The organism is Rhodospirillum centenum SW (assembly GCF_000016185.1).
Lineage (GTDB): Bacteria > Pseudomonadota > Alphaproteobacteria > Azospirillales > Azospirillaceae > Rhodocista > Rhodocista centena.
This window is the reverse complement of sequence record NC_011420.2, coordinates 144229-167110: the sequence shown is the minus strand read 5'-3', so window position 1 is coordinate 167110 and position 22882 is coordinate 144229. Positions and strand designations below refer to the sequence as shown.

Genomic DNA, 22882 nt, shown 5'->3' with positions numbered 1-22882 from the left:
GGTGCGGTCAATGGCCCCGGCCGGTCCGGCCAGGTCTCATGCCCGCAACGGCAGCAGCATGTCGGGTGGGGAGGCGCCGGGCTGGTCGCAGACCTGCAACAGCAGCTCGTCCACCTCGCGCTCCTCGATGTCACCGCATTCCTCGAAAAGGCGGGCCAGCACCTCGGCCTGGAACGCCTCCCGCTCGCACAGCCCACCGACGAAGCCGCTCTCCTTGGCGGTGCGGATGGCGGTACGGAACGGCGCGTACAGCGCCGCTGGTATCCGTGCCGCGTCGAACAGGGTGCGCAGGCCCAGAGCCCCATCGTCCCAGACCAGCATCTCGGCGCTGCCGATGGCGATGCCGCTGCGTTCGGCCATACCCGCGACGAACAGGGGCAGATCGCCGCCGCACAGGGCGCGGAACAGGAAATGCGGCGTCAGTCGCCCCTGCCAGTTCAGGTGCCGCGCCATCAGCTCCGCATCCTCGGCGCGCAGCAGCAGCGGCTTCAGCAGGCGCAGGGTCGCCGCCTCGCGGCCGCGCTGGGCAAGACGGGTGGCGAGCTGCGGTTCCAGCCCGTGCTCGTCCACCAGCCGGCGGCGGATATCTTCGGAAACGAAGGCGATCAGGCGTTCGACCAGGGCCAGCGGCAGCTCCGGCCGGGCGGCCACGGCGTCGGCCACGGTGCGGATCTGGCCGAACCGTTCCACCGCGCGCTCCAGCGTTGCCGCCGCGACATGGGCGCCGCGGTTGCGCAGCAGATGCACGACGGTGACCAGATTGCCTGTCTCCACCAGCGCGCTCGCCACCTCGGCCGAGACCCGGCGGCGGCCGGCGATGGCGAGCTGTTTGTGCGGATCGCGCTCGGCGACGATCTCCAGCAGCAGCTCGTCCGTCAGCATCTCGACATGACGCAGGATGGGGAAGGCGACCCGCGCGACATCGCGCGCCAGCCGGTCCGCCAGATCGGTGGTGAGCAACGGGCTGTTATGGATTTGCCAGGCCACGGCGCTGCGGACCTCGGCCTCGGCATCGGCGGCGAAGGCGCCCAGCACCTCCAGCGCGAGCCTGTGCTCGGCCTGCGTCAGCAGCCCGGCCTCCAGATCCGCGACCAGTTTCGCCATGGTCTCGATACGGCTGTGCGGCCCGGGCTCGCGCAGCAGCCGGTCCACATCCGAACGTGTCAGCCGCGTCCGCCGCCCTGCCATTGCTGCTCCGCCCGGGGCGCCCGCCGTGGGTGCCGCTCAGTCCAGATTCCGCCCGTCGTAGCGGATGATGTCGCCCCACAGCCGCTCCAGCCGGCGCAGCGTGCGGTAGGTCGTCTCCAGGTCTTCGGCGTCGCGCGGCTCGCGGATCAGGACGCCGGCCTGATGGCCTTCCAGCCGGCGCAGCTCGTTGCAGAGCCACTGGCCCTTCTCCGACAGGCGCAGGCGCGCCGCCCGGCGGTCGCGCTGGGAGGCGCCGCGATCGACATAGCCCTGTTCGACCAGATGCTTGAGGTTGTAGGAGGCGTTCGAGCCGAGATAGTAGCCCCGCTCCATCAGGTCGCGCACCGACAGCTCATCGTTGCCGATGTTCATCAGCATGACGACCTGCATCGGGCTGATGTCGTCCACCCCGATGCGCCCCAGTTCCACCCGCACCACGTCGTGGAAGCGGCGCTGCATGCGCTCCACGACACGGGCGATGTCGGTATAGACGGAGACACTGGTCACCGGGTCCTGGCGGTTCACGACTGCCGCAACCGGGCTGTTCGGCTTCGTCATCATGACCAACGCCCCCCGTTCCGCTCCTGTCGTCGGGGCGTCCGCCCGCCGGTTTCCCGCATCACCGCACTCCTCATCATTCTGCCGCCAGTCCCTTGTTCCTGCTCCCGCGGTATCCGTCGGGTTCCACCCGCCGCGATCGGGATTGGAAGATTGTCCAGCCGCGACAGCCACCTGGGGAGCATAACTGCATTCATGCTCCGAATTGTAGCGGGCACTGCGGTCCCGAAGTGTGTCAAGAATTAAACCGTATTAACCCTTCTTGTCACAATCCTTACCCGCCGGACCGTAGGGCCTTACACGACGGATCGTGGGGAGGCCGCCCCCCGGGTACGGCCGGACCGCTCATCCACGGTCGCGGACAGGCTCCTTGCCGCCTGCTGTCTCTCCGGTCGGGACATGCCATGCCCAGAGGAGGGGATATCGGAAGGGGAGCAACCCAGGCCAGTGAGACGCTTTACCCTCCGACGGTGCCGCGAATAGAGTGCCGGGAGTCCGGTCCTGCCGGGATGCGTCCCATACCTGTGCATCGGACCAAGTTATCCGGGACCTCGGAACGGAGAGATCCCGAAGCCCCCTGCGGATGGCGGAGTGGAACAGCGGCAATGCCCAATTCGATCGATGCAGCCGTCGCCGAAGTCATGGACGGCATGAGCGATGCCGGCCGGAAGCAGATCCAGCCCGTGCTGCTTTCGGGAGGAACCGGATCGCGCCTGTGGCCCATGTCGCGGGAGCGGTTCCCGAAGCAGCTCCTGGCCCTGTCCGGAAAACGGACGATGATCCAGGAGACGGCGCTTCGCGTCGGCGATGCCCGGGCCTTCCGTAGCCCCATTGTCGTCTGCAACCAGGAGCACCGCTTCTCCGTCGGGGAGCAGTTGCAGTCCGTGGGTATCGAGCCCGCTGCCATTGTGCTGGAACCGGTGGGGCGCAACACGGCCGCGGCTGCGGCCATCGCCGCCCGGCTGGCGGCGCGCGATGATCCGGACGCGCTGCTGCTGCTGCTGCCGGCCGACCATGTGGTGCAGGACCGTGCCGCCTTCGGCAGGGCGGTGGAGCAGGCTGCCCGCGCGGCCGCGGCCGGTTTCCTGGTGACCTTCGGCGTCCGCCCGACCAGCCCGGAGACGGGCTACGGCTACATCAAGGCCGGTGCCGCGCTCGACGGGATCGCGGGCGTGCAGCGTGTCGAGCGTTTCACGGAGAAGCCCTCGCTGGCGGTGGCCGAAGCCTTCGTCGCGGATGGCGCGCATCTCTGGAACAGCGGCATGTTCCTGTTCCGCGCCGGGACGTTCCTGGAGGAGCTGGAGCGGCACGCCCCGGCGGTGCTGGCCGCGGCGGACGCGGCGCTGGCGGCGGCCACGCGGGACCTGGACTTCCTGCGCCTCGACCCCGAGGCGTTCGGCCGGTCCCCGAATCTCTCCATCGACTATGCCGTGATGGAGAAGACCGACCGTGCCGCCGTCGTTCCCGCCGATCTCGGCTGGACGGATGTCGGCTCCTGGTCGGCCCTGTGGGAGATCGGGGAGAAGGACGCCGACGGCAATGTCGTCCAGGGTGACGTCATGCTGGTGGACGCCCACGACAACTACATCCGCAGCGACGGCATGTTGACGGCCGTGCTCGGCATCGACGATGCCGTGCTTGTGGTGACCGGGGATGCCATCCTGCTGGCGCGGCGCGACCGCGTGCAGGACGTCAAGGGCATCGTCGAGCGGCTGAAACAGTCCGGCCGGACGGAACCGCTGGAGCACCGCAAGGTCCACCGGCCCTGGGGGTCCTACGAGAGCATCACCTCCGGCGAGCGTTTCCAGGTCAAGTGCCTGACGGTGAAGCCCGGCCGCAAGCTGTCCCTGCAGAAGCATTTCCACAGGGCGGAGCACTGGGTCGTTGTCAACGGCACAGCGCTGGTCACCCGCGACGGCGAGGAGATGCTGGTGCGCGAGAACGAGTCCGTCTACCTGCCGCTGGGCTGCGTCCACCGGCTGGAAAATCCCGGCAAGGTGCCGCTCAACCTGATCGAGGTGCAGTCGGGCGCCTATCTGGGCGAGGACGACATCGTCCGTTTCGAAGATACCTACGGGCGGGTGTGACCGCCCGACGGCAGCGACGGGAGGCGCTTGCCGCACCGGACCGGGCATGGCAAACGGGGCGGCATGCGCATCCTCTTCATCCATCAGAACTTCCCCGCCCAGTATCTGCACCTTGCCCCGGCGCTGGCCGCACGCGGGCACCAGTGCGTCGCGCTCGGGATGCGCGATCCGGTGAAGCTGCCGGGGGTGCAGGCCTTCAGATACAAGGTGGGGCGCGGCTCCAGCACCGCCATCCATCCCTGGGTCTCCGAGTTCGAGACCAAGGTCATCCGTGGCGAGGGGGTGCTGCGGGCCTGCGAGGCGATGAAGAAGAACGGCTTCGTGCCGGATGTGGTCTGCGTCCATCCGGGATGGGGCGAGGCGCTGTTCCTGCGCGAGGTGTTCCCCACGGCGCGAGTCCTGGCCTATCACGAGTTCTATTACGCGGCGGAGGGCCAGGACGTCGGCTTCGACCCGGAGTTCCCGATGGCGGGGGTGGACGCGCTGGCGCGCCTGCACCTGAAGAACACCCATCTGCTGCTGTCGCTTCACCTTGCCGACGCCATCCTGAGCCCGACGGAGTGGCAGGGCAGCACCCTGCCGCCGGAGTTCCGGCCGAAACTGCGCGTCGTCCATGACGGCGTGAACACGGACGCCATCCGGCCGGACCCCGGCGTGACCGTCCGGCTGTCGGACGGGACGGTGCTGACGACGGCCGACCCGGTGGTGACCTTCGTCGCCCGCAATCTGGAGCCGATGCGCGGCTTCCACAGCTTCGCCCGCTCCCTCCCGGCCTTGCAGAAGGCGCGGCCGGACGCGCAGATTCTGGTGATCGGCGGCGACGAGGTCAGCTACGGCGCGAAGCCCCAGGATGGCGTCTCCTACAAGGAGCGCTTCATGCGCGAGGTGGCGGGGCGGATCGATCCGTCCCGCATCCACTTCCTGGGCCGGGTGCCTTACGGCCAGTTCATCGGCCTGCTCCAGCTGTCCTCAGCGCATGTCTATCTGACCTACCCCTTCGTGCTGTCCTGGTCGCTGCTGGAATCCATGGCAGCGGGGGCGCTGGTCGTGGGTTCCGCCACCCCGCCGGTGCAGGAGGTGGTGGAACACGGCCGCAACAGCCTGCTGGTGGACTTCTTCGATCCCGATGCGATCGCCGCCACCGTGGCCGAGGCGCTCGACCGGCGGGAGGAGCTGCGGCCCCTGCGGGCCGCGGCGCGTGACACGGTGGTCCGCCGCTTCGATCTGAACCGCGTCTGCCTGCCGCGCCATATCGCGCTGGTCGAGGCGCTCGGGACAGGCCAACCCCTGCCGACCTGGGCGGGGTGAGGGCCTGCTCGGCACGAGGGTAGCGGGCACGGAATCGCTCCGTGCCGTGTTGGGGGTGCGGGACCCATTGCTGACGGAACCGGACCGATGATGCACCGCCTTGCCGCCGCCCTGGTCGTTGCCCTCGCCGCCGGATCCGTCCCGACCACGCTGCCCGCCCTGGCGCAGACGGAAAAGGCCTCCGGTTTCGAAGGTACCTTCCGCGTCAGCGGCAGCACCGGAAACGGCCGTGACTACCGGGGCGAGGCCAAGGTCGTCCGCACCGGCGACACCTACACCATTGCCTGGCGCATCGGGACCGAGCATCATTTCGGCACCGGCATCGTCAGCGGCGGCCAGCTCAGCGCCGTCTTCGCCTCCGGACCGCATGCGCCGCCAGGGGTGGCGATCTACCGACCGACGCCGGACGGCCGCGTTATCGGGGTCTACACGATCCTGGGCGGCACCAGCACGGCGTTGGAGACCTGGGAGCGCGAGGCAACCCCCGCGCCCTGACCCTCACCCGCGCTCCCCCTCCGCGGCGCACCGCAGGGTCTCAGCCAGCCGGGGAACGAGCACGGCCAGACCGAACCGGGTTGCCGCCTCCACCCGGCCGGCGCGCCCCAACCGGGCTGCGAATCCGGGATCGGCGCGCAGCCGGCGCAAGGCGTCCAGCCACTCCCCCTCCGTTCCCGGCAGCAGTCCGGTTTCCTCCGGGCGGACGATCAGCGCGTTCTCCCCCACGGGGGAGCCGATGGCGGCGCGGCCGGCGGCCATGTACTGGATCAGCTTGTAGCCGGACTTGCCGCGGGTGAAGGGCGTATCCGCGAGCGGCATGATGCCGGCATGGATCGTGGCCAGCAGAGCCCCCTCTGTCTCGCTGGTCCAGGGGTGGAACTCCTCCGGCACGCCGGGCAGGGCGACGGGAGCCACCCCGATGGTGACCAGGGTAAGCGGCCCTTCCGCCGCCAGCCGGCGCAGCGGCTCCGCCAGCAGGGCAAGGTGAACGGCGGAGGAGGGGGTGCCGATCCAGCCCAGGCGGAAGCCGTCCGTAGGCGGGGGACGGTCGGGATAGCGCGCGAGATCGACCGGCGTCGGCAGCCTGACGACACGCCGGGCGCCGGCGCGCCAGGCCCAGTCCTCCAGGTGCCCGTTGCCCACCAGCACGGCCGCCGCCGCCCCGGCCAGCCGGGCCAGCTTGCCGCCCAGCAGACGGCGCACGGCCGGGTTCGGGTGGCCCTCGTAGCGTTCGTGCCAGGCATCGTCGAAGTCCAGCACATAGGGCACGCCGGACAGGGCCGCGCGCTCCACGGCCAGGGGCAGGAAGGGCAACGCCTCCTTCTCGATCCACAGCAGATCGTGTCCACGCCGGCCCGCCAGCGCCGTGAAGCGCCGGGCATAGTGTCCTGCCACCGCCCGCCGGTCGGGGCGAAGCCCGGCATACTGACGCCGGAGATAGGCATCGTCGAAGAAGGGAGAGACCCGGAGCGCGATCCCCGTCGCGGCCAGACCGGGCAGGAAGTCCAGGAACCGCAGACGGCTGCTGGCGCCGAGCCGGTCGTAGCGGGGAAGGGCGAGGATGCGCATCGGCGGGAGCGGCCGGCGTTGCGGGACGGGATCGGCTGGCCGGCCGGGACCATCCCGGCGGGCGGGGGGAGCATAGGCCGGCCGGCGGCCCCTGGATAGCTCAGGCTTTCAGGCTTGCGGCCACCGGCGGCAGGCCGTACATCTGATGCAGCACTGGCGGCAGGGTGGCATGAAGCCATGCTGGCATGGTGGCCTCCCGGGGCGCCCGGTGCCATGCCGCGACGCTGCCGCGACGGCGGGAGGGGGACCATGACGAAGGTGCTTTCGCTCATCAGCACCAAAGGCGGCACGGGCAAGACGACGATCGCCCTCAATCTGGCCGTGGCGTTCCGCGAGGCGCGCAAGACCGTGGTCGTCCTCGACCTCGATCCGCAGGCGACTGCCACCGCCTGGAGCGACCAGCGCGAGGACGAGGACGAACTGTCCGTGCTGTCCTGCCAGCATGGCAGACTGCAGGCGGTATTGCAGGCGGCGCGCGACAACCGGGCCGACATCGTCATCATCGACACGGCCCCGCATTCCGAGGCGGCGGCCCTGGCCGCGGCCAAGGCGGCGGACCTCATCCTGATGCCGCTGCGGCCGGAGATCTTCGACCTGCGCGCCATGGCGAACACGGTGGAGATGATCGGCGTCGCCAAGAAGCAGCCGACCGCCGTACTGAACGCCGTACCCGTGCGCGGCCCCAAGGTGCAGGAGGCCCGCACCGCCCTGGAGGAACTGGGGCTGGAGACGGCGCCGGTCACCATCGGCAACCGCGCCGCCTTCGGCTATGCCGCCATCGCCAGCCAGGGCGTTACGGAGTTCGAGCCGGAGGGCACGGCCGCGACCGAGGTGAAGGCGCTGCGGAAGTGGGTGGCGAAGCGGCTGGGCGCCGCCTGACACTACCGGGACAGGGCCGACGGTGTGCGGCCACCGGGAAGGATGGACCGATGGCAGGCTGCCATGCTGGCACGCCGGCATGCGGGCTGCTAGGATCGTCCGACTGAAATCAGGAGGGAGACGGACAGGATGGCGAAGCGTCCAGCACTCGGGGCGGCCCTGAAGGCGGCGGCGGGGTCCAAGGCGGTGCCGAAGGCCGCCGAAGCCAAACGCCCTGATCCTGCCGCCCTGGCGGCCGCCGCCAATCCGCCGGAGGAGCGGCGGTACGTGCCCCCCCCCAGCCGCAACGGCACCGCCCCGGTCACGGTCCATCTCTCGCCGGAGGGACGCAAGCTGCTGCGCCAGCTTGCGCTGGACGAGGACACCTCCGTCCAGGCGCTGATGGTGGAGGCGGTGAACATGCTGCTGGCGCAGCGCGGCAAGCCGGAAATCGCCGCTCCCTGACTCAGCCCAGCGTGCTCATGATGCTGAAGCAGAGCTGCTCGCCCTGGGCATGCAGGGTCTTCAGCGCGTCCTTGGGCAGCGGGATGCGCTTGTCGCGGCAGTAGCTGACGATCAGCCGGGCGAGCTGGTAGGCCTCCACGTCCAGTTCGGACGGGGGTCCTCCCGGCGCCTCGCTGCGGATGCGGACCGACGGCGGCGGACCTTCCATCACCTCGATGCGGGTGATCCTGCGGGCCGGGTCGAAGCCATCGAGCGGCACCGTCTGAAAGACGAGCTTCAGCTCGTCGTTGGAGAAGATGATGTGCCGGATCTCGGTGATCATCGCCAATCCTTCGTCCTGGCCTAGAGAGCGGCCCGTTTGCGCTGCCGGCGCCGGTAGATGGTGCAGGGGTTGATCTCCAGCAGGGCGGCGGCACGGGTGATGTTGCCGCCGCACAGGCGGATCGCCTCGTCGATGGCGTCCTGTTCCACCTGCCAGAGGGGCCGGATGCGCCGCTCCGGCGCTTCCGGTGGAAAGGCGGCCGCCAGCGACTGCGGTGCGGGGGCCGGAACCGGGTCGGGCGGTGCCGGGACGGCGGCCGTCTCCCGGTCGGGCTGCGGGACGGGATCGGCCGGGGCCGGAGCCGGGGGGAAGCCGGGCAGGCCCGGCATGGTCGGCAGCCCCGGCGGCTTCGGCCCGCCACCGAACTGGAAGGCCAGGGGACCGGCCACCGCCGCCCAGCGCGGGTCCGACAGCATCGGCGGCACGATCATGGTCGGCTTGTTCAAGGGCGGGGGCAGCATGAAGGGCTGGATCTCCTCCCCCTCGTTCAGCACCACGACGTTGCGCACGACGTTGTGGAGCTGGCGCACGTTCCCCGGCCAGGCATAGTCGCGCAGGATGCGTTCGGCCTCCAGGCTGAAGCCGCGGAAGCGCTTGCGCTCCTCCTGGTTGAAGCGGATCAGGAACTGGCGGGCAATCAGCAGCACGTCGTCGCCGCGGTCGCGCAGGGGCGGCAGCTCGATGGAGATGACCTGGAGACGGTAGAACAGGTCCTCGCGGAAGCGCCCGGCCTGCACCTCGGCATAGGGGTCGCGGTTGGTGGCGCAGACGATGCGGACATCGACCGGCTCCAGCTTCTCGCTGCCCACCTTCTTGACCATGCCCGTCTGGAGGAAGCGCAGCAGCTTGGCCTGCAGCGCCAGATCCATCTCGCAGATCTCGTCCAGGAACAGGGTGCCGCCATGGGCCTGGAGGGCGGCGCCGGCATGGTCCGCCGTGGCCCCGGTGAAGGCGCCCTTCACATGGCCGAAGATCTCGCTCTCCATCAGGTCCTTCGGGATGGCGGCACAGTTGATCGCCACGAAGGGACCGCCGGTGCGGGGACTCCGGCGGTGGATGGATTCGGCGCAGACCTCCTTGCCGGTGCCGCTCTCCCCGGTGATGAAGACGGTCGCCTTGCTGGGCGCCGCGGCGTCGATCATCCGGTAGACGGCCTGCATCTGCGGCGACAGGCCGATGAAGCCGAGATAGCCGAGCGGTTCCCCCGCCGGTGCTGCGGCCGGCGCGGCCGGGCCGGGCAGCGGGGAAGGGGGGGCGGACTGGAGAGGTCCGACCGATCCCTGGAGGCGCGGCGGCCCGGCTTCCAGCGCGGCCGTGACGGCACCACGCAGCTTCTCCGTCCCCACCGGGAGCAGCAGCACGTCCACCGCCCCGGCCCGCATGATTTCGACCGCCGCCTGGACGGAGCCCTGCGCGGTCAGCGCGATGATGCGCGCCGCCCGGTCGCACAGGGCCTTCAGGCCGTCGAGACCGGGCCGGTCGGTCACCTGGAGGTTCAGCAGCACCAGGTCGGCCGGTGCCGCCGCCAGCCGGTCGAGGGCGGCGGCGATGCTGTCGGCCTGATCGAGCGCATGGCCGTCACGGCGCAGCGCCGTGACGAAGGCCTGGGCCAACGCCGCCGACGGTTCGACGATCAGGATACGGTGGGGGTCTCGTGCCATCGAAAGGAGTATGGCCGAGGGCATTGCGGAGTGCAATAGCCATTCAGATAGTTGAAAAATGCAATGCTAAAATTCATAACGTCTTGCGGCGCCATCGCTGCATTTCGCAACACCGCTTTCGCGGTATTTTGAAAAATCCTTTTATGACAAGGAGTTACAGTTTCGGTCCGACACAATGATCGAATGGCATCTGGTTTGCTTGTTATCGGGCAAGACAAACGATGGCCGAACGGCCGTGAACCGATGGAGACGATCATGCAGACCCTCACCCGCATTGCCTTCGCCACCCTGGTCGCCACCGCCGCCACCGCTTCGGTCGCCGCCGCCGCTCAGTCCGGCAGCACCATCCAGCTCCGCGGCACCGTCGCCGTGAACTGCTCGGTCTCGGTCACGGACCTGAACCAGGCGCTGAACATCAGCGGGGGCGAGACGAACAAGCAGGTCGGCACCGTCACCGAGACCTGCAACCGCGGCAACGGCTACAAGATCACCGTGGGCTCCGCCAATGCCGGCAAGCTGGTTTCCGGCGCCGCGGGCACCAGCCCCATCATGTACACCACGATCTATGACGGTCAGTCCGGCAATGCCGGTTCGCTGGAGATCCTGCGCAGCCAGGCCCAGTTCAACAAGGTTTCGTCGGTCAACGTGACCATCCCGGCGTCGGCCCAGTACATCGCCGGCGACTACGCCGACACGCTGACCATCACCATCGCCGCCCGCTGACGGGCGCACGGTTCAGCCTCCGGGAAAAGCCCGGGGGCGCAGGGCTCCAGGCGGGGCTCATCCGGAGCAAACCCGCCAGGACTGCCGGCCCAGCGCGGCCGGGCCCTTTCATCGGTTCGGGGCAAACGCGCCAACTCGATCGGCGCGGGGGACCACCCTCCTCCGCGCCGTTTTTCCCACGACCGGAGAACGGGCGTCGGGCCCCCCTCCCGTGTGGGGAAGGCCGGTCTACCTGGCAGAAATGCTGACGGTCAGAACGTCCACATAGTCACCGGCCGCGGCTTCCGGACTTGCCGGAACCTCCACCGCCAGCGTGCCGACCCGTGCCGCCCCCGTCGGGGTACGCACGGCGACAAGGGCGCCGCTGTTGCTGCTCACCTGATCGTAGCTCACGGCGTAACTGACGCCGGACGCCGCGCCCTCCTGACGGAGCTGGCCGCCGTTGCGTGAGGTGACGCTGACCGTATAGCCGGCGGCGGCGTTGCACCGCTCCTCGACCGTGGCGACGGGTGTTGCTGACTGCCCGCGGACCACCTCCAGCGTGGCGCTGGATGCGCTCAGCGCGACCGTACAGACGGCGGGAACCGTGCCGCGCAGGGTGATCTGCCCGCGCTCCGCGGCGCCGGCCATCGCAGGCGCCCCCAGAAGGGCCGCGGCGACGACGCCCGCTGTAACCCCCGCTGTGCCCCTTGTCCTGGCGGCAGTGATGCCTCTCCCCCACCTGGACGGAGCCGTGGCAACGGTCATTCCCGTTCCTGGCGCCGGCCCGATGCGCTTTGCGAATCGACCCCGCATCCTACCCTCCGCCATCATCCCGATGCCGCCACCCCGGCGGCCGGTGCAGTCCCTAGCGGGCCGACACCGTCAGGACGAGATTATCCCGATAAGTGCCCGCCAGCGCATTTGACGCCGCCGGCACCGTGACCGTCAGACCGTGCTGCGCGGTACCGCTGCCCCCGAACCCCAGGGTCACCGACCGTTGCAGCGAAACCGACCGTCCATCCAGCGTCAGCCCGTAGGGGATGGAACCGCCCCCGTCATGCGACACCAGATAGCCCCGGTTCTCGGACTCCAACGACACATCGTATCCGGCATTGCCCGACACTTCCAGATCGAAGGTGGTAGCCGCGCCATTGGATAGTTCGCCCAGATCCAGCGTCCCGGCGACCCCGGCAAGGGGGCGGGAGATTCCGCCGACGCGCACCGAGGCCTGGAACACCTCGCGCACCTTGGCCCGGACCTGCACGTCGCGGGAGTCCAGGATACGCCCGGGGGTGCCGTCCTCCCACTCGTAGAGGGTGAAGCGCACTTCGTCGCGGTAGGTGTCTGCCGGCACCATCTGTCCGGCGGGGATGATGCTGAAAAACTGGAGTTCGACCGCGTCACGGCCCTTGGTGTCCTCGACATAGCCCGACAGCAGACCGCTGGGCGAGCCGTAGGCATCGGCCAGGGGCTGCGACAGGGCCCCGTCGATGTAGAGGCCATAGCTCAGCCGGTAGCCGTCCTCTTCCATCTGGCGACTGCCGTTGGAACCGGCATCCACCCCGATGACGAAGGCACAGCCGGGGCCGTTCAGGTGCTGCACCTCGAAACGGTGATACTGCGGCGGCGGCGTGCCGGCGAAGGGATCGTAACTGCCGCTCTGCGGCTCGATGCGGGTCAGATCGCGCAGCTTCAGCTTGCAGTTGCTGGTCTTCGCCCCGGCCGGGGCAGCCGGTGTCACGGCGGCGATCAGCAGAGCAAGCAGGGTGACGTGGAGGAGGCGGGAGCAGAACATGGCGGCCGAAGAGTAGCGGAGGCGGGGGCGGATTGCACGATCCTGCCGGATCCTGGTCCGAAGCAAGGGGTATGCCGGTCGGGTCTTGCCAGCGCTGGCCGGCATGGACATGGTGCGTGCCGGACAAAGGCCAGGGACGGCAGGGACGGATGACGGATCGGGTTGAGGGGATTCCGCCGGTACTGCGGCTCGAAGAACAGCTTTCCCGGATCGGGCGGCTGGACAGGGAGCTGCGGGCCTTCGCCCTGGTCCTGCCGGAGCTGGCGCGCGAAGCGGCATGGCGGCTGGAGCGGGGGCCGGGGACAGGACCGCTCGCCGGCCGCACCCTGGCGGTCAAGGACCTGTTCGATCTGCGCGGCGTGCCGACCGCCGCCGGCGCCCGGACGCCGGTGGTGGATGAGGCACCCGCCACGGCTACCGCACTGGACCATCTCCTGCGCGCCGGCATGATCCCCCTCGGCAAGGCGGCCACGGTGGAGCTGGCGTTCGGCACCTGGGGCATCAACCGCGCCACCGGGACGCCCCGCAATCCCTGGGACATGACGGTCGCGCGGGTGCCGGGCGGGTCCAGCAGCGGATCGGCCGTGGCGGTCGCGGCCGGACTTGCGGACATGGCGCTGGGCAGCGACACCGGCGGCTCCATCCGGATCCCCTGCGCGCTGAACGGAATCAGCGGCATCAAGACGACGGTCGGCCGGGTGAGCCGCGCCGGCGTCGTCCCGCTCAGCCCCACACTCGATACGGTCGGCCCCATGGCCTGGAGCGTGGCGGAGGCGGCCGCGCTGCTGGAGGCGATGGCGGGTCCCGATCCGGCGGACCCGGCAACGCTGGAGCGACCGGGCTTCGGGGCCGCGGCGGCGCTGGCCCGGTCCGTGCGGGGCTGCCGGCTGGCGGTGCTGGGCGACGCCGACCTCGCCAGCGTCGCGGACCCGGTGGGTGCGGCCTATCTGGAGGCGCTGTCCGTCCTGGAGCGGCAGGGCGCCCGGCTGCAAGAGGTGCGACCGGCCGTCGCTCCCGGTGCCTGCGTCGAGCCGACCGGCCGCCTGATCGGGGCGGAGGGCTGGCGGCGCTGGTCGGACCGCGTGGAGCGTTTCGCGCCGGAGATGGACCCCGGCACCCTGGCCCGGTTGCAGGCGGCGGCATCCTCGACCGAGGCGGACCATGCCCGCCTGCTGGCAGCCCGCGCCGCCGACCAGGGGCGCTTCCATGCCTGGATGCAGGATTTCGACGCCCTGCTGACGCCGACCGTGCCGGTAACGGCGCCGCCCCTGGACACGGCCGACGAGACGACACTGCCCTTCAGCAGCTTCACCCGCATGGCGAACTGGCTGGACCTGCCGGCCGTGGCGCTGCCCTGCGGGCAGAGCGGGGAGGGGCTGCCCGTCTCGCTCCAGGTGCTGGCTCTGCCCTGGGGTGAGGAGGCGGCCGTCGCCGTGGCGCACGCCTTCCAGCAGGTGACGGACTGGCACCGGCGCCGCCCGCCGGGGCTCCCGGAGGAGTAGAGGCGCCGCTCAAGGGGACGGGGGCGTCCGCGGCCACAGACGCCGGCGCACCTCGTCGGCCCGGTCGCTGCCGGCGGCCAGTTCCAGCAGGTGCAGGTGGTAGACCATCGCCCGCCCGCCGGCCGCGGCGGTGCGCTCCAGCCGCGCGATCAGGTCGGCCTCAATCCGGGCGAGCGCCCCGGACAGGCTGTCCAGCCCGTCCAGCCGTGCCAGGGCCGCCAGTTCCCGAAGCGACCGCTCGATCTCCCCGGCGGCGACGGACGGCGTGCCGGAGTCCAGCAGCGCCGCCAGTTCCGCCTGGAGCGCGCCGGGTCGCGGTCCGGCCCAGCAGATGCTCCAGCCGGCCGGCCACGGCAGCGCGGCTGCCAGGACAGCTCCGCGCAGGTCAGCAGTGCCGCACCCGGAAGAAGTCGATCCCGGCCAGCGCCTCCGGCACCGTCGGGCGGTCCAGGAAGGCCAGGGCGTCCGCCGCCAGGACCGGCGCGATCTCTCCCACCACGGCACTGCTGGCCGCGGCCAGGGCGGCAGAGGCGCGGGCCTGGGCGGCGAACGCCGCCGGCAGCAGGGCCGGGTTCTGCATGCGCCGGGCCACGAGCAGGAGCAGCAGGGTGCCGAGCCCGTCCTCCGCCCGTTCCGCCTGCGCGAACTGCGCCGCCAGCAGGTCCGCCAGCGGGTCGTCGATCCAGAGGATCGGCCCGGCCGGCACGTCCGCGCACCAGCCGGCGATGCGGTCGGCATGGCACAGGCAGGTGGCCAGCGCCGCCACCGCCCGCCGCGCCCCGGCCATGTCGCCGCCCAGCCCGGTGGCGGCAACGGTCGCCAGGGCATCGCGCTCGCGGGCGACATGGGCGGCCAGCACCCGGCGCGCCGCGGGTTCGTCCGCCGCGGACAGGGGCTGCGACCAGTCCAACGGCCTTTCCCCGTCCGACCGCCCCCCGTCCAGTCGGAGCCCGGCACCGGCCAGCCGCCGGATCAGGGGGGACAGCACGGCGCGGGGGATCAGGGGCAGCCGCCCCGATACCGGGGCGTCCACGAGGAACGGCTCCGCCGGCAGCAGGAGAACCCGGGCCGGCTGGCGCTGCCGCTCCGGGCGCAACCGGCGCAGCCCGGGCCGCAGATGCTGCCGGATCAGCAGGTTCTCCACCGGCACCAGACCGTCCGGGCCGGCCTTCTCCAGCCGGCGCAGAAGACGCTGACGGGCGGGCGGGTCCAGATCCTCGAAGAAGCGGATCGGTTCCGACATCGGCCGCCCCTCAGCCGGCCCGCCGTCGGCGCAGCAGGTCCAGCGAAAGCGTGTCCACCTCTCCGGCGGCGACTGTCCGGGTCAGCCCGGTCAGGCGGGCGCGGCCGCGCTCCAGCGCCGTGCCGCGGTCGCGTGAGCCGGTGGCGAAGACCTGCAACGGCAGGAACGGCACGTTGGGCGCGATCTGGTCGAGCGTGGCGGCGGCGAGCTGGGTACGCTCGTCCACCGTCTGCCAGTGGTCGATCAGCGAGGTCCAGCCATCCAGGCTCCATTCCACCGTCTGCACCAGTTCTGAGAGGGCGGCTTCCATGTCGTCGGGCCGTTGCAGGAAGGCGTCCACCGCCTGGAGCATCCCCTGACCCTGGCGCAGCAGCGGCGTCACCAGCCGGTCCGTCTCCCGCCCGGCCATGCGGACGAAGCTCAGCACCTCCTGGCCGTCTGCGGACCCGCCCAGCCGCATCCGGGCGAGGTCGGAGACGAAGGACCGGACGGCATAGAGTGCAGAGGCCAGATGACCCTGGGTCACCTGGAAGTCCATCAGCGGCGACAGCACCCTGGCCATCCGCTCCAGCAGGGCGACCACTGCCCGCTTGTCCTGGCCGAAACGCTGCGCCGCCGCCTCCACCAGCGTGTTCACCCGCAGGTTCGTTCCGCGCTCCCGCAGGTCGTAGGTTTCCACCTCCCAGGGCGGCAGGCTGGGGACCAGCAGGTCGCGCAGCCGCTCCAGAGCGGCGAAGTAGGCGCTGATCTCCTGCGTGCGGTCCATCGCCAGCCGGGCCTGCGCCTCCTGCCGGGCGACGGCCCCGCGCGCGCCGTCGGCATCCAGCGTCAGGGCGGCCCGTCGCAGGGAGGAGGGAGCGAGCGCGGCTTCCGCCACGATCTCCTCCAGCAGCATGCGGTCGTAGAGCGGCAAGGGGAACAGGCGCGGCAGGTCGATGAGCTGCACGACATAGGTCTCGCGCCCGCCGACGAGGCTCGGCAGCAGGGCCTCCAGCCCGTCCTGGCCGCGCCGGACGCGGGTGAACTTCAGCTTGGTGTCTGCGAAGGGGATGACCGCACCGACCTGATGCGCCAACTCCGCCAGGGTCCGAAGGGGCAAGCGGGGGTTCTCCCGAGGGGCTACCACCAGCCGCTCAGTCTAGCGCGGCCGCACTCCCGCGTTACGGGAAATCGCTGCGACCTCTCCGTCCGGTCAGGGCTGGAGCCGCACCTCGCCGAGCGGAAGCACGCCTTCCGCGTCGGCCGGCACCTCCACCGGCACCGGCCGGGCCTCCACCCCGACCAGCACCAGCTCCCAGCGGCCCGGTCGCACCGACTCCACGCGGAAGCGGCCGCGGCGGTTGGAGAAGAACTGGATCTCCTGCCGTTCCGGCCCGCCCACCGGCCGCAGTACGCCGGAGGCCAGGGCTACCGGCTGTCCGTCCGGCCCCGTCAGGCTGCCGTCCAGCGAAACGGTGGCGTCCGTGCCGACAGGCACGACGGTTCCGGTACGGTAGCCGGGCCGCACGGCCGGGCGGTCCTCGCCGATGTCGTAGCCCAGCGGCACCTCCGGTACGTCCAGCAGGAGGGGGCGGACCAGATAGGCGGAGATGTTGGGCACCACCGGCGGCCCCAGCCCGTCGGTCCGCGCAAGGTAGCTGCCGTTGACGGGATCAACCCCCACCGTCCGCCCGGCCAGCCGCGGGTGCGGCACGACCAGGGCGAAGCTGTTGGAGATCGGCCGGGACAGCGCGACATGGCCGTCCGCATAGGCGAGCGCCGTAGCGAAGTTGGCCTGGGTGCGGTTCTCGGTTCCGCCCGTCGTCCGTTCCACCACGTCGTGCCGGACCCCGGCGCTGAAGCGCTGGTGGACGTAGCCGGCGCTGCCCTGAAGGCGGTCGCTGCCGCTGGCCCCTGTGGCGTCCAGTGACAGGCTGAGCTGGTCAACCGGCTCCAGCGACTGGTAGCGCCAGTCCAGCCGCTTCTCCCGCCGGACCGTATCGAAGGAGGCGCCGGCCGTGTGGCGGCCCTCGTCCAGGCTGACCCGCAGGCTGACATAGGCCCCCGTCTCCCGCTCGCCGTCGGTATCGCGGTCGTGCGAGAAGGTCAGGTCCCAGCTCGCCGTCCGGCCCAGCCGCCGCCGGAGGGTCAGATCCATGGCATAGCCGTCCACCCGCTCCGGCTCCCGGTTCTCCCGCCAGCGGCCGCCCAGGGTTGCCGTGAGGTCGGGCGCCAGCGGCTGGCTGAAACGGAAGGCGGCGTCCAGGGCGATGTCGTTGTCCGGGTCCAGGGTGCCGAAACTGCCATAGGCGCTGTCGCGCCAGGAGATCTGCGCGGTTGTCGTCCGCTGCTGCCAGAAGCTGTCGCCGGTGCGGTAGTCGCGGTAGCCCAGGGTCGCGGCATAGCCGGTCGCGGCCCCGAAGCTCACTGAGGGCTCCACCCCCAGGGTGCCGATCGGGGTGGCGAGCAGCATCTCGGCGCCTGCGACCTGCTGCTGGCGGTCGGCCTGGAGCCCCGCGCCCAGGGTAAGGCGGTCCGACAGGCCGATCCGGTGGAAGCCGGAGAAGGTCGGGCGATCACGGTCATAGGCGAGGTTGTCGCCGTCCGTGGTGTAGGGATACCCGATTGTGTATCCGAATTCGTGGATGCCGCCGGCCAGGAGCTGGTTGTCGAAGAAGAACGGAAACTCGATCGTCTGCTCCCGGCCGAACTGGTCGGTGATACGGATCTGAATATCGTTCGTACCGGAGGCACCGGGGAAGTTCGCCAGATTGTAGGGGCCGGGGGACAGCCGCAGGGTGCGGGTGGGTCGGCCGTTGACGAAGACCTCCACGAGGGAGGGGGTCTCCAGGATGAAGTCGCGCTGACCCGCCGGCTGCACCGAACGGTAGGGCTGGAGCGAAAAGTTGCGCGCGACCGAGAGGCCGCTGAGCGGCCGGCCGACCTGCTGGCCACTGACGGGATAGGTCAGATCGCCGGCCTGTACCCTGACGCCGGAGTCGGGGAAGTCCCGGACCAGCCGGGTCGGTCCGCGCGACCAGCGCCGCTCGCCATCCTCCCGGTAGTAGGAGTCGGTCTCGACGACCCAGCCCTTCAGGTTCACCGCCCCCTCCAGGGAGACGGTCAGGGGGCCGCGGCCCTCGTCCTGGACGCCACCGCCCGGCAACGACAGGTAACCGATGGCGGCACGCGCATTGACATAGGCGCTGAGGTCCGCCGGGGGCCGCACGAGATAGCCGCGGGCCGCGTCACTGCGGCCCTGCACGTCGATCCGGACCAGACGGCGGATATCCGGCGGCACCGTGACCTGAACGGACAGATCGGCGGCATTGATGGCGACCTCGATCCGCCCGGGCGCGGGCGGGGCGGGAACAGCGAAACCGTCGGGGCCGGCCAGACGGCGCAGCTCGTCCAGTGCCGCGTCCTGGGCCACGTCACGCAGCAGTTCGGCCAGTCGGGGGATGTCCACCTGTGCCGTCCTGGGATCGCCGGAGAGCCGGGCCGGGACGACGCCCAGTTCCTGACCGTCGAAACGGACCGGCAGGTCGATCTGGCGAAGCTTCGTCGCCCGGGCACGTTGGCCGAAGACCTTGTCGAACAGGGCATCCTTGCCAGCGGCCGCGGGGACCGGCGGCGGCGGCTCGTCCGCCGCCAGGGCTGCGGGAGGCAGCAGGGCGACGGCAATGCAGACAGCGGCAAGGAGCAGGCGTCCGGTGGAGCGCCCCGGCCGTCGGTGCATCACGGCAGGCTGAGGCTCGCCGTGACAGCGCCGACCGGGAGTTTCTCCGGCCAGGGCAGCAGGAAGCGCCGGGTCGCCCCGGCCAGCATGTTCTCTCCGTTCAGGCCGCCGAGCCGGTCCGGTGTCAGGGTAACGGTCGTTCCGCCGGCTTTCAGGGTCAGGGTCGGCTCGTTCAGGGGCTTGCGGGTGGTGCCGCCATTGCGCAGCACCAGTTCCAGGCGTCGGCCGTCCGGGGTCGCAATCTCCTGGGCGGAGACGACACCGACATCCGCCCTGACACCGGCCGGCATCACATAGAGCGAGGCGATGTAGTTGACCAGCAGCCGCACCTGACCGCCGCGCGCGGGCGGCCGTCCGATGTCAATGGGAAGCTGCTCGGCGATCAGCCGGAAGGCCAGCTCCCTGTCCGGCGTAGCGGGGCCGATCCACTGAACCCGTACAGATTGCGATTCGCCCGGCTGAAGGATGATCTGCTCCGGGAAGATCACCCAGTCGTCGCCGGCATCTGTGAGCACGTCCTGTCCGTCCCGGTCCATGGCGCGGGCCTTGATCGTGATCTCCACCGCAACGGGATCGGCATTGTCGTTCTGGAGCTGGAAGATCTGTGTCGCCCCACGTCCGGCCGGCTCGAACTCCATCTCGATGGGCACCAGCCGGAAGGCCCCGGCCGGTCGCGGCAGGAGAATGACGCCCACGACGAGGAGGAGGGCGAGCGGCGCAAGGAGCCGGGTCAGCAGCGGCATGAAGGAAATCCGACTGGAATACGGGACGATGGCCCACAATACCCCGTTCGGGGAATACGGTCACCCCGTCTGAGACCGGCTGTCAGCAACAGCCGACGAAGGAAGGGGGCAGGGATGCCGCAGCCCCCATGCCTCGGCGTCAGACGTCGGCGGCCGGCGGTGGCTCCGTTCCGGCGGCGTCCGACGTTGCCGCCTCCGTGGCCTCCGCAGCCTCCTCCCGGACCATGACGGCGGCGAAGAAGCCGTCGGTGTCGTGGCGGGCGGGGGTCAGGCGCAGCGTGTCCCCGGTCACGGGGGCGGCGCCCAGGTTCTCCGGCCACGCCTCCGCGACGGGCAGCAGGCGGAAGGCCGGATGGTTGGCCAGGAACGCCTCCACCTGCCGCTCGTTCTCCTCCGGCAGCAGGGAGCAGGTCGCGTAGACCAGCCGCCCGCCCGGCCGCACCAGCCGCGCCGCGCTGTCCAGGATGGCGGCCTGCAATGGCAGCAGTTCGGCCAGCCCCGGCCCCAGCGGGCGCCAGCGGCTGTCCGGGTTGCGCCGCCAGGTGCCGGTGCCCGAGCACGGCGCATCCACCACGACGCGGTCGAACTTGCCCTTGTGCCGCTTGACCCAGGGGTCGCGCTCGCTGGACAGGGCGCGCGTCTCGATGTTGTGCAGCCCGGCCCGGCGGAACCGCTCCTTGGCGCGGGTCAGGCGGCCCTCCAGCACGTCGCTGGCGACGACGCGGCCCTTGTTGTCCATCATCGCCGCGATGGCGAGCGTCTTGCCGCCGGCGCCGGCGCAGAAATCCACGACCTGCATGCCCGGCCGCGGATCGGCCAGCAGGGCGACGAGCTGCGAGCCCTCGTCCTGGATCTCGAACAGCCCCTCGCGGAAGGCCGGCAGGGCCGAGACCGGCGCCCGCCCCTGCACCCGCAGGCCCAAGGGCGACAGACCCGTGGGTGCGGCCGTGACGCCGGCTTCGGCCAGCGCCGCCTGCACCTGCTCACGGGCCGCTTTCAGCGGGTTGGCGCGCAGGTCCAGCGGGGCCTCCCCCAGCATGGCCGCCATCTCGGCATGGAAGCGGTCGCCGAAAGCGGCGCGCAGCGGCGCTTCCGCCCACTCCGGCACCTCCAGCGCCAGGGCCTCGGGCTGCTTCGGATGGTCGATGGTGTGGGTATCGACCGCCTTCAGCAGACGCCGCTCGCTGTCGTTCAGCGGCTCCGGCCCGAACTTGGCGCCGTTGAACAGGCCGGACACGGAATCGGCCCGCCGCCCCTGCACCAGCACCGCTTCCGCCAGCAGCAGCGCCCGCGGCGTCGGCATGACGTTGCAGCGGTCCAGCCACCAGCCCAGCCGGCCGCGGTGGCGCAGCACCGAATAGACCAGCCCGGCCACGCCCTGCCGGTCCTTGGCCCCGATATAGCGCCGGTTGCGGAAGAACTGGCTGACCAGGGCGTCGGCCGGGCGCGGCGTCGCCTCGATCTCGGACAGCAGGTCGATGGCGGCCTGGATGCGCGCGGCGGGGGTCATGGGCAGAAGTCCGGAAGCAGGCGGGGCCTGAACGCGGCCCCGGAAACGGCGACCGCGGACGGGCCGGCATCGCGCCGATCCGTCCGCGGACAGGGAGGAGACAGGCTGCGGCCGGCCCGTGCGGGTCCCGGCCCCGTCGGAACGGGGATCAGCCCGGCCGGTAGTTCGGCGCTTCGTTCGTGATGGTGATGTCGTGGACGTGGCTTTCGCGCAGGCCCGCATTGGTGATGCGGACAAAGCGGGTCTTCGTCTGCATCTCCTGGATCGTGGCGCAGCCCGTGTAGCCCATGGCCGCGCGCAGGCCGCCGACCAACTGGTGGATCACCGCCCCGATCGGACCCTTGTAGGGGACACGGCCTTCCACGCCCTCCGGCACCAGCTTCAGCGTGTTGCTGACCTCGGCCTGGAAGTAGCGGTCGGCGCTGCCGCGGGCCATGGCGCCCACGCTGCCCATGCCGCGGTAGGACTTGTAGCTGCGGCCCTGGAACAGGATCACCTCGCCCGGGCTCTCGTCGGTGCCGGCGAACAGGCTGCCCAGCATGGCGACGTCGGCCCCGCCGGCGATGGCCTTGGCAAGGTCGCCGGAATACTTGATGCCGCCGTCGGCGATGACGGGGATGCCCTGCCGGTGGCACTCCTCCACCACGTCCATGATGGCGGTGAGCTGCGGCACGCCGACACCCGCGACGATGCGGGTGGTGCAGATGCTGCCCGGGCCGATGCCGACCTTGATCGCGTCGGCGCCGGCGTCGATCAGGCTGCGCGCACCTTCCGCGGTGGCGACGTTGCCGGCGACGATCTGGGTGTAGTTGCTGAGCTTGCGGGCAGCCGTCACGGCGGCGGCGACCTTGGTCGAGTGGCCGTGCGCGGTGTCCACCACCAGCACGTCCACCTCGGCATCGAACAGGGCCTCGGCGCGCTTGAACCCGTCCGGGCCGGTGCCGGTCGCGGCGGCGACGCGCAGCCGGCCCTTCTCGTCCTTGCAGGCGTTGGGGTGGAGCTGCGCCTTCTCGATGTCCTTCACCGTGATCAGGCCGACGCAGCGGTAGGCCTCGTCCACCACCAGCAGCTTCTCGATCCGGTACTGGTGCAGGAGACGCTTGGCCTCGGCCCGGTCCACGCCTTCCTTCACCGTGACCAGACGGTCCTTGGTCATCAGCTCGGAGATCGGCTGCTGCGGGTTGGTGGCGAAACGGACGTCACGGTTGGTCAGGATGCCGACGAGACGGCCGGCCGCGTCCGTCACCGGAATGCCGGAGATGCGGTGACGCGCCATGAGATCCAGCGCGTCCGCCAGGGTGGCCTCGGGATGGATGGTGATCGGGTTGACCACCATGCCGGATTCGAAGCGCTTGACCTTGCGCACCTCCTCCGCCTGGCGCGCGATGTCCAGGTTGCGGTGGACGACGCCGATGCCGCCGGCCTGGGCCATGGCGATGGCCAGGGCCGATTCCGTGACGGTGTCCATGGCGGCGGACAGGAGCGGGATGCCCAGTTCGATGGACCGGGTGAGCCGGGTCCGGGTGGAGACCTCGGCCGGCATCACCGACGATTCCGCCGGTACCAGCAGCACGTCGTCGAAGGTCAGCGCCTCGCGGAAGCGGTCGCCGCTGGTAACTCTGCCGCCGATGCTCGTCATGAACCGTCTCTCCC

At 70.8% G+C, this 22882-nt stretch carries 20 protein-coding genes; 7 read left to right on the top strand and 13 right to left on the bottom strand.

The genetic code is table 11. The features are described from left to right. Positions 1–36: 36 nt before the first annotated feature. Both RC1_RS00790 and RC1_RS00785 read right to left on the bottom strand, forming a co-directional pair. Complete coding sequence (locus tag RC1_RS00790; protein ID WP_083759209.1) at positions 37–1188, bottom strand: DUF2336 domain-containing protein; 1152 nt, start codon at positions 1186–1188, stop codon at positions 37–39. A gap of 36 nt (positions 1189–1224) precedes the next feature. Then, positions 1225–1749, bottom strand: coding sequence for a MarR family transcriptional regulator (locus RC1_RS00785; protein ID WP_012565413.1), 525 nt, complete (start codon positions 1747–1749; stop codon positions 1225–1227). Positions 1750–2351: 602 nt separating this feature from the next. Here RC1_RS00785 and RC1_RS00780 point away from each other — a divergent pair. From RC1_RS00780 to RC1_RS00770, 3 genes are all read left to right on the top strand, one after another. Beyond that, on the top strand, positions 2352–3833 hold the full coding sequence (locus RC1_RS00780; RefSeq protein WP_012565412.1) for a mannose-1-phosphate guanylyltransferase/mannose-6-phosphate isomerase: 1482 nt from the start codon (positions 2352–2354) through the stop codon (positions 3831–3833). A gap of 63 nt (positions 3834–3896) precedes the next feature. Continuing rightward, on the top strand, positions 3897–5141 hold the full coding sequence (locus tag RC1_RS00775) for a glycosyltransferase family 4 protein (protein WP_012565411.1): 1245 nt from the start codon (positions 3897–3899) through the stop codon (positions 5139–5141). A gap of 87 nt (positions 5142–5228) precedes the next feature. Continuing rightward, on the top strand, positions 5229–5636 hold the full coding sequence (locus RC1_RS00770; protein ID WP_012565410.1) for a hypothetical protein: 408 nt from the start codon (positions 5229–5231) through the stop codon (positions 5634–5636). A gap of 3 nt (positions 5637–5639) precedes the next feature. Here RC1_RS00770 and RC1_RS00765 read toward each other — a convergent pair whose 3' ends face one another. Further along, positions 5640–6707 (bottom strand): glycosyltransferase family protein, encoded by a 1068-nt coding sequence (locus RC1_RS00765; RefSeq protein WP_012565409.1) that lies wholly within the window; start codon positions 6705–6707, stop codon positions 5640–5642. A gap of 249 nt (positions 6708–6956) precedes the next feature. On the opposite strand from RC1_RS00765, the gene RC1_RS00760 reads away from it, so the two are divergent. Together RC1_RS00760 and RC1_RS00755 are read left to right on the top strand one after the other, a co-directional pair. Further along, on the top strand, positions 6957–7586 hold the full coding sequence (locus RC1_RS00760) for an AAA family ATPase (RefSeq protein WP_012565408.1): 630 nt from the start codon (positions 6957–6959) through the stop codon (positions 7584–7586). 129 nt (positions 7587–7715) lie between these two features. Next, positions 7716–8030 carry a ribbon-helix-helix domain-containing protein gene (locus RC1_RS00755; RefSeq protein WP_012565407.1) on the top strand — a complete coding sequence of 105 codons (315 nt, stop codon included), beginning with the start codon at positions 7716–7718 and terminating at the stop codon, positions 8028–8030. Position 8031: 1 nt separating this feature from the next. On the opposite strand, the gene RC1_RS00750 is transcribed toward RC1_RS00755, so the two are convergent. Continuing rightward, the gene (locus tag RC1_RS00750) at positions 8032–8352 is read right to left on the bottom strand and encodes a hypothetical protein (protein ID WP_012565406.1); all 321 of its coding nucleotides are present in this window, start codon (positions 8350–8352) and stop codon (positions 8032–8034) included. 20 nt (positions 8353–8372) lie between these two features. Further along, positions 8373–10013: a sigma-54-dependent transcriptional regulator gene (locus RC1_RS00745; RefSeq protein WP_012565405.1), complete on the bottom strand. Its 1641-nt coding sequence runs from the start codon at positions 10011–10013 to the stop codon at positions 8373–8375. A 255-nt stretch (positions 10014–10268) separates the two neighbouring features. Between RC1_RS00745 and RC1_RS00740 the strand changes: the two genes are divergently transcribed. Next, the gene (locus RC1_RS00740) at positions 10269–10736 is read left to right on the top strand and encodes a hypothetical protein (protein ID WP_041785705.1); all 468 of its coding nucleotides are present in this window, start codon (positions 10269–10271) and stop codon (positions 10734–10736) included. A 228-nt stretch (positions 10737–10964) separates the two neighbouring features. On the opposite strand, the gene RC1_RS00735 is transcribed toward RC1_RS00740, so the two are convergent. Further along, positions 10965–11366: a hypothetical protein gene (locus RC1_RS00735; protein ID WP_012565403.1), complete on the bottom strand. Its 402-nt coding sequence runs from the start codon at positions 11364–11366 to the stop codon at positions 10965–10967. 217 nt (positions 11367–11583) lie between these two features. After that, positions 11584–12513, bottom strand: coding sequence for a spore coat protein U domain-containing protein (locus RC1_RS00730; protein ID WP_012565402.1), 930 nt, complete (start codon positions 12511–12513; stop codon positions 11584–11586). A 149-nt stretch (positions 12514–12662) separates the two neighbouring features. Here RC1_RS00730 and RC1_RS00725 point away from each other — a divergent pair, with 149 nt between their 5' ends. Continuing rightward, positions 12663–14015 (top strand): amidase, encoded by a 1353-nt coding sequence (locus tag RC1_RS00725; protein WP_049766612.1) that lies wholly within the window; start codon positions 12663–12665, stop codon positions 14013–14015. A 385-nt stretch (positions 14016–14400) separates the two neighbouring features. On the opposite strand, the gene RC1_RS00720 is transcribed toward RC1_RS00725, so the two are convergent. The 6 genes from RC1_RS00720 to guaB all read right to left on the bottom strand — a co-directional run bounded on the left by RC1_RS00720 (position 14401) and on the right by guaB (position 22868). Further along, positions 14401–15258, bottom strand: coding sequence for a hypothetical protein (locus tag RC1_RS00720; protein ID WP_012565400.1), 858 nt, complete (start codon positions 15256–15258; stop codon positions 14401–14403). A 10-nt stretch (positions 15259–15268) separates the two neighbouring features. Continuing rightward, positions 15269–16357, bottom strand: a complete 1089-nt coding sequence (locus tag RC1_RS00715; RefSeq protein ID WP_012565399.1) for a hypothetical protein — start codon at positions 16355–16357, stop codon at positions 15269–15271. 93 nt (positions 16358–16450) lie between these two features. After that, on the bottom strand, positions 16451–18976 hold the full coding sequence (locus RC1_RS00710) for a fimbria/pilus outer membrane usher protein (RefSeq protein WP_012565398.1): 2526 nt from the start codon (positions 18974–18976) through the stop codon (positions 16451–16453). Beyond that, the gene (locus tag RC1_RS00705) at positions 18976–19719 is read right to left on the bottom strand and encodes a fimbrial biogenesis chaperone (protein WP_012565397.1); all 744 of its coding nucleotides are present in this window, start codon (positions 19717–19719) and stop codon (positions 18976–18978) included. The genes RC1_RS00710 and RC1_RS00705 overlap by 1 nt, the downstream gene beginning before the upstream one ends. 139 nt (positions 19720–19858) lie before the next feature. After that, entirely contained in the window at positions 19859–21229 is a 1371-nt protein-coding gene (locus tag RC1_RS00700) for an RsmB/NOP family class I SAM-dependent RNA methyltransferase (RefSeq protein WP_012565396.1), read from the bottom strand. A gap of 148 nt (positions 21230–21377) precedes the next feature. After that, a complete protein-coding gene (guaB, locus tag RC1_RS00695; RefSeq protein WP_012565395.1) occupies positions 21378–22868 on the bottom strand; it encodes an IMP dehydrogenase in 1491 nt (496 codons plus the stop codon). Positions 22869–22882 lie beyond the last annotated feature (14 nt).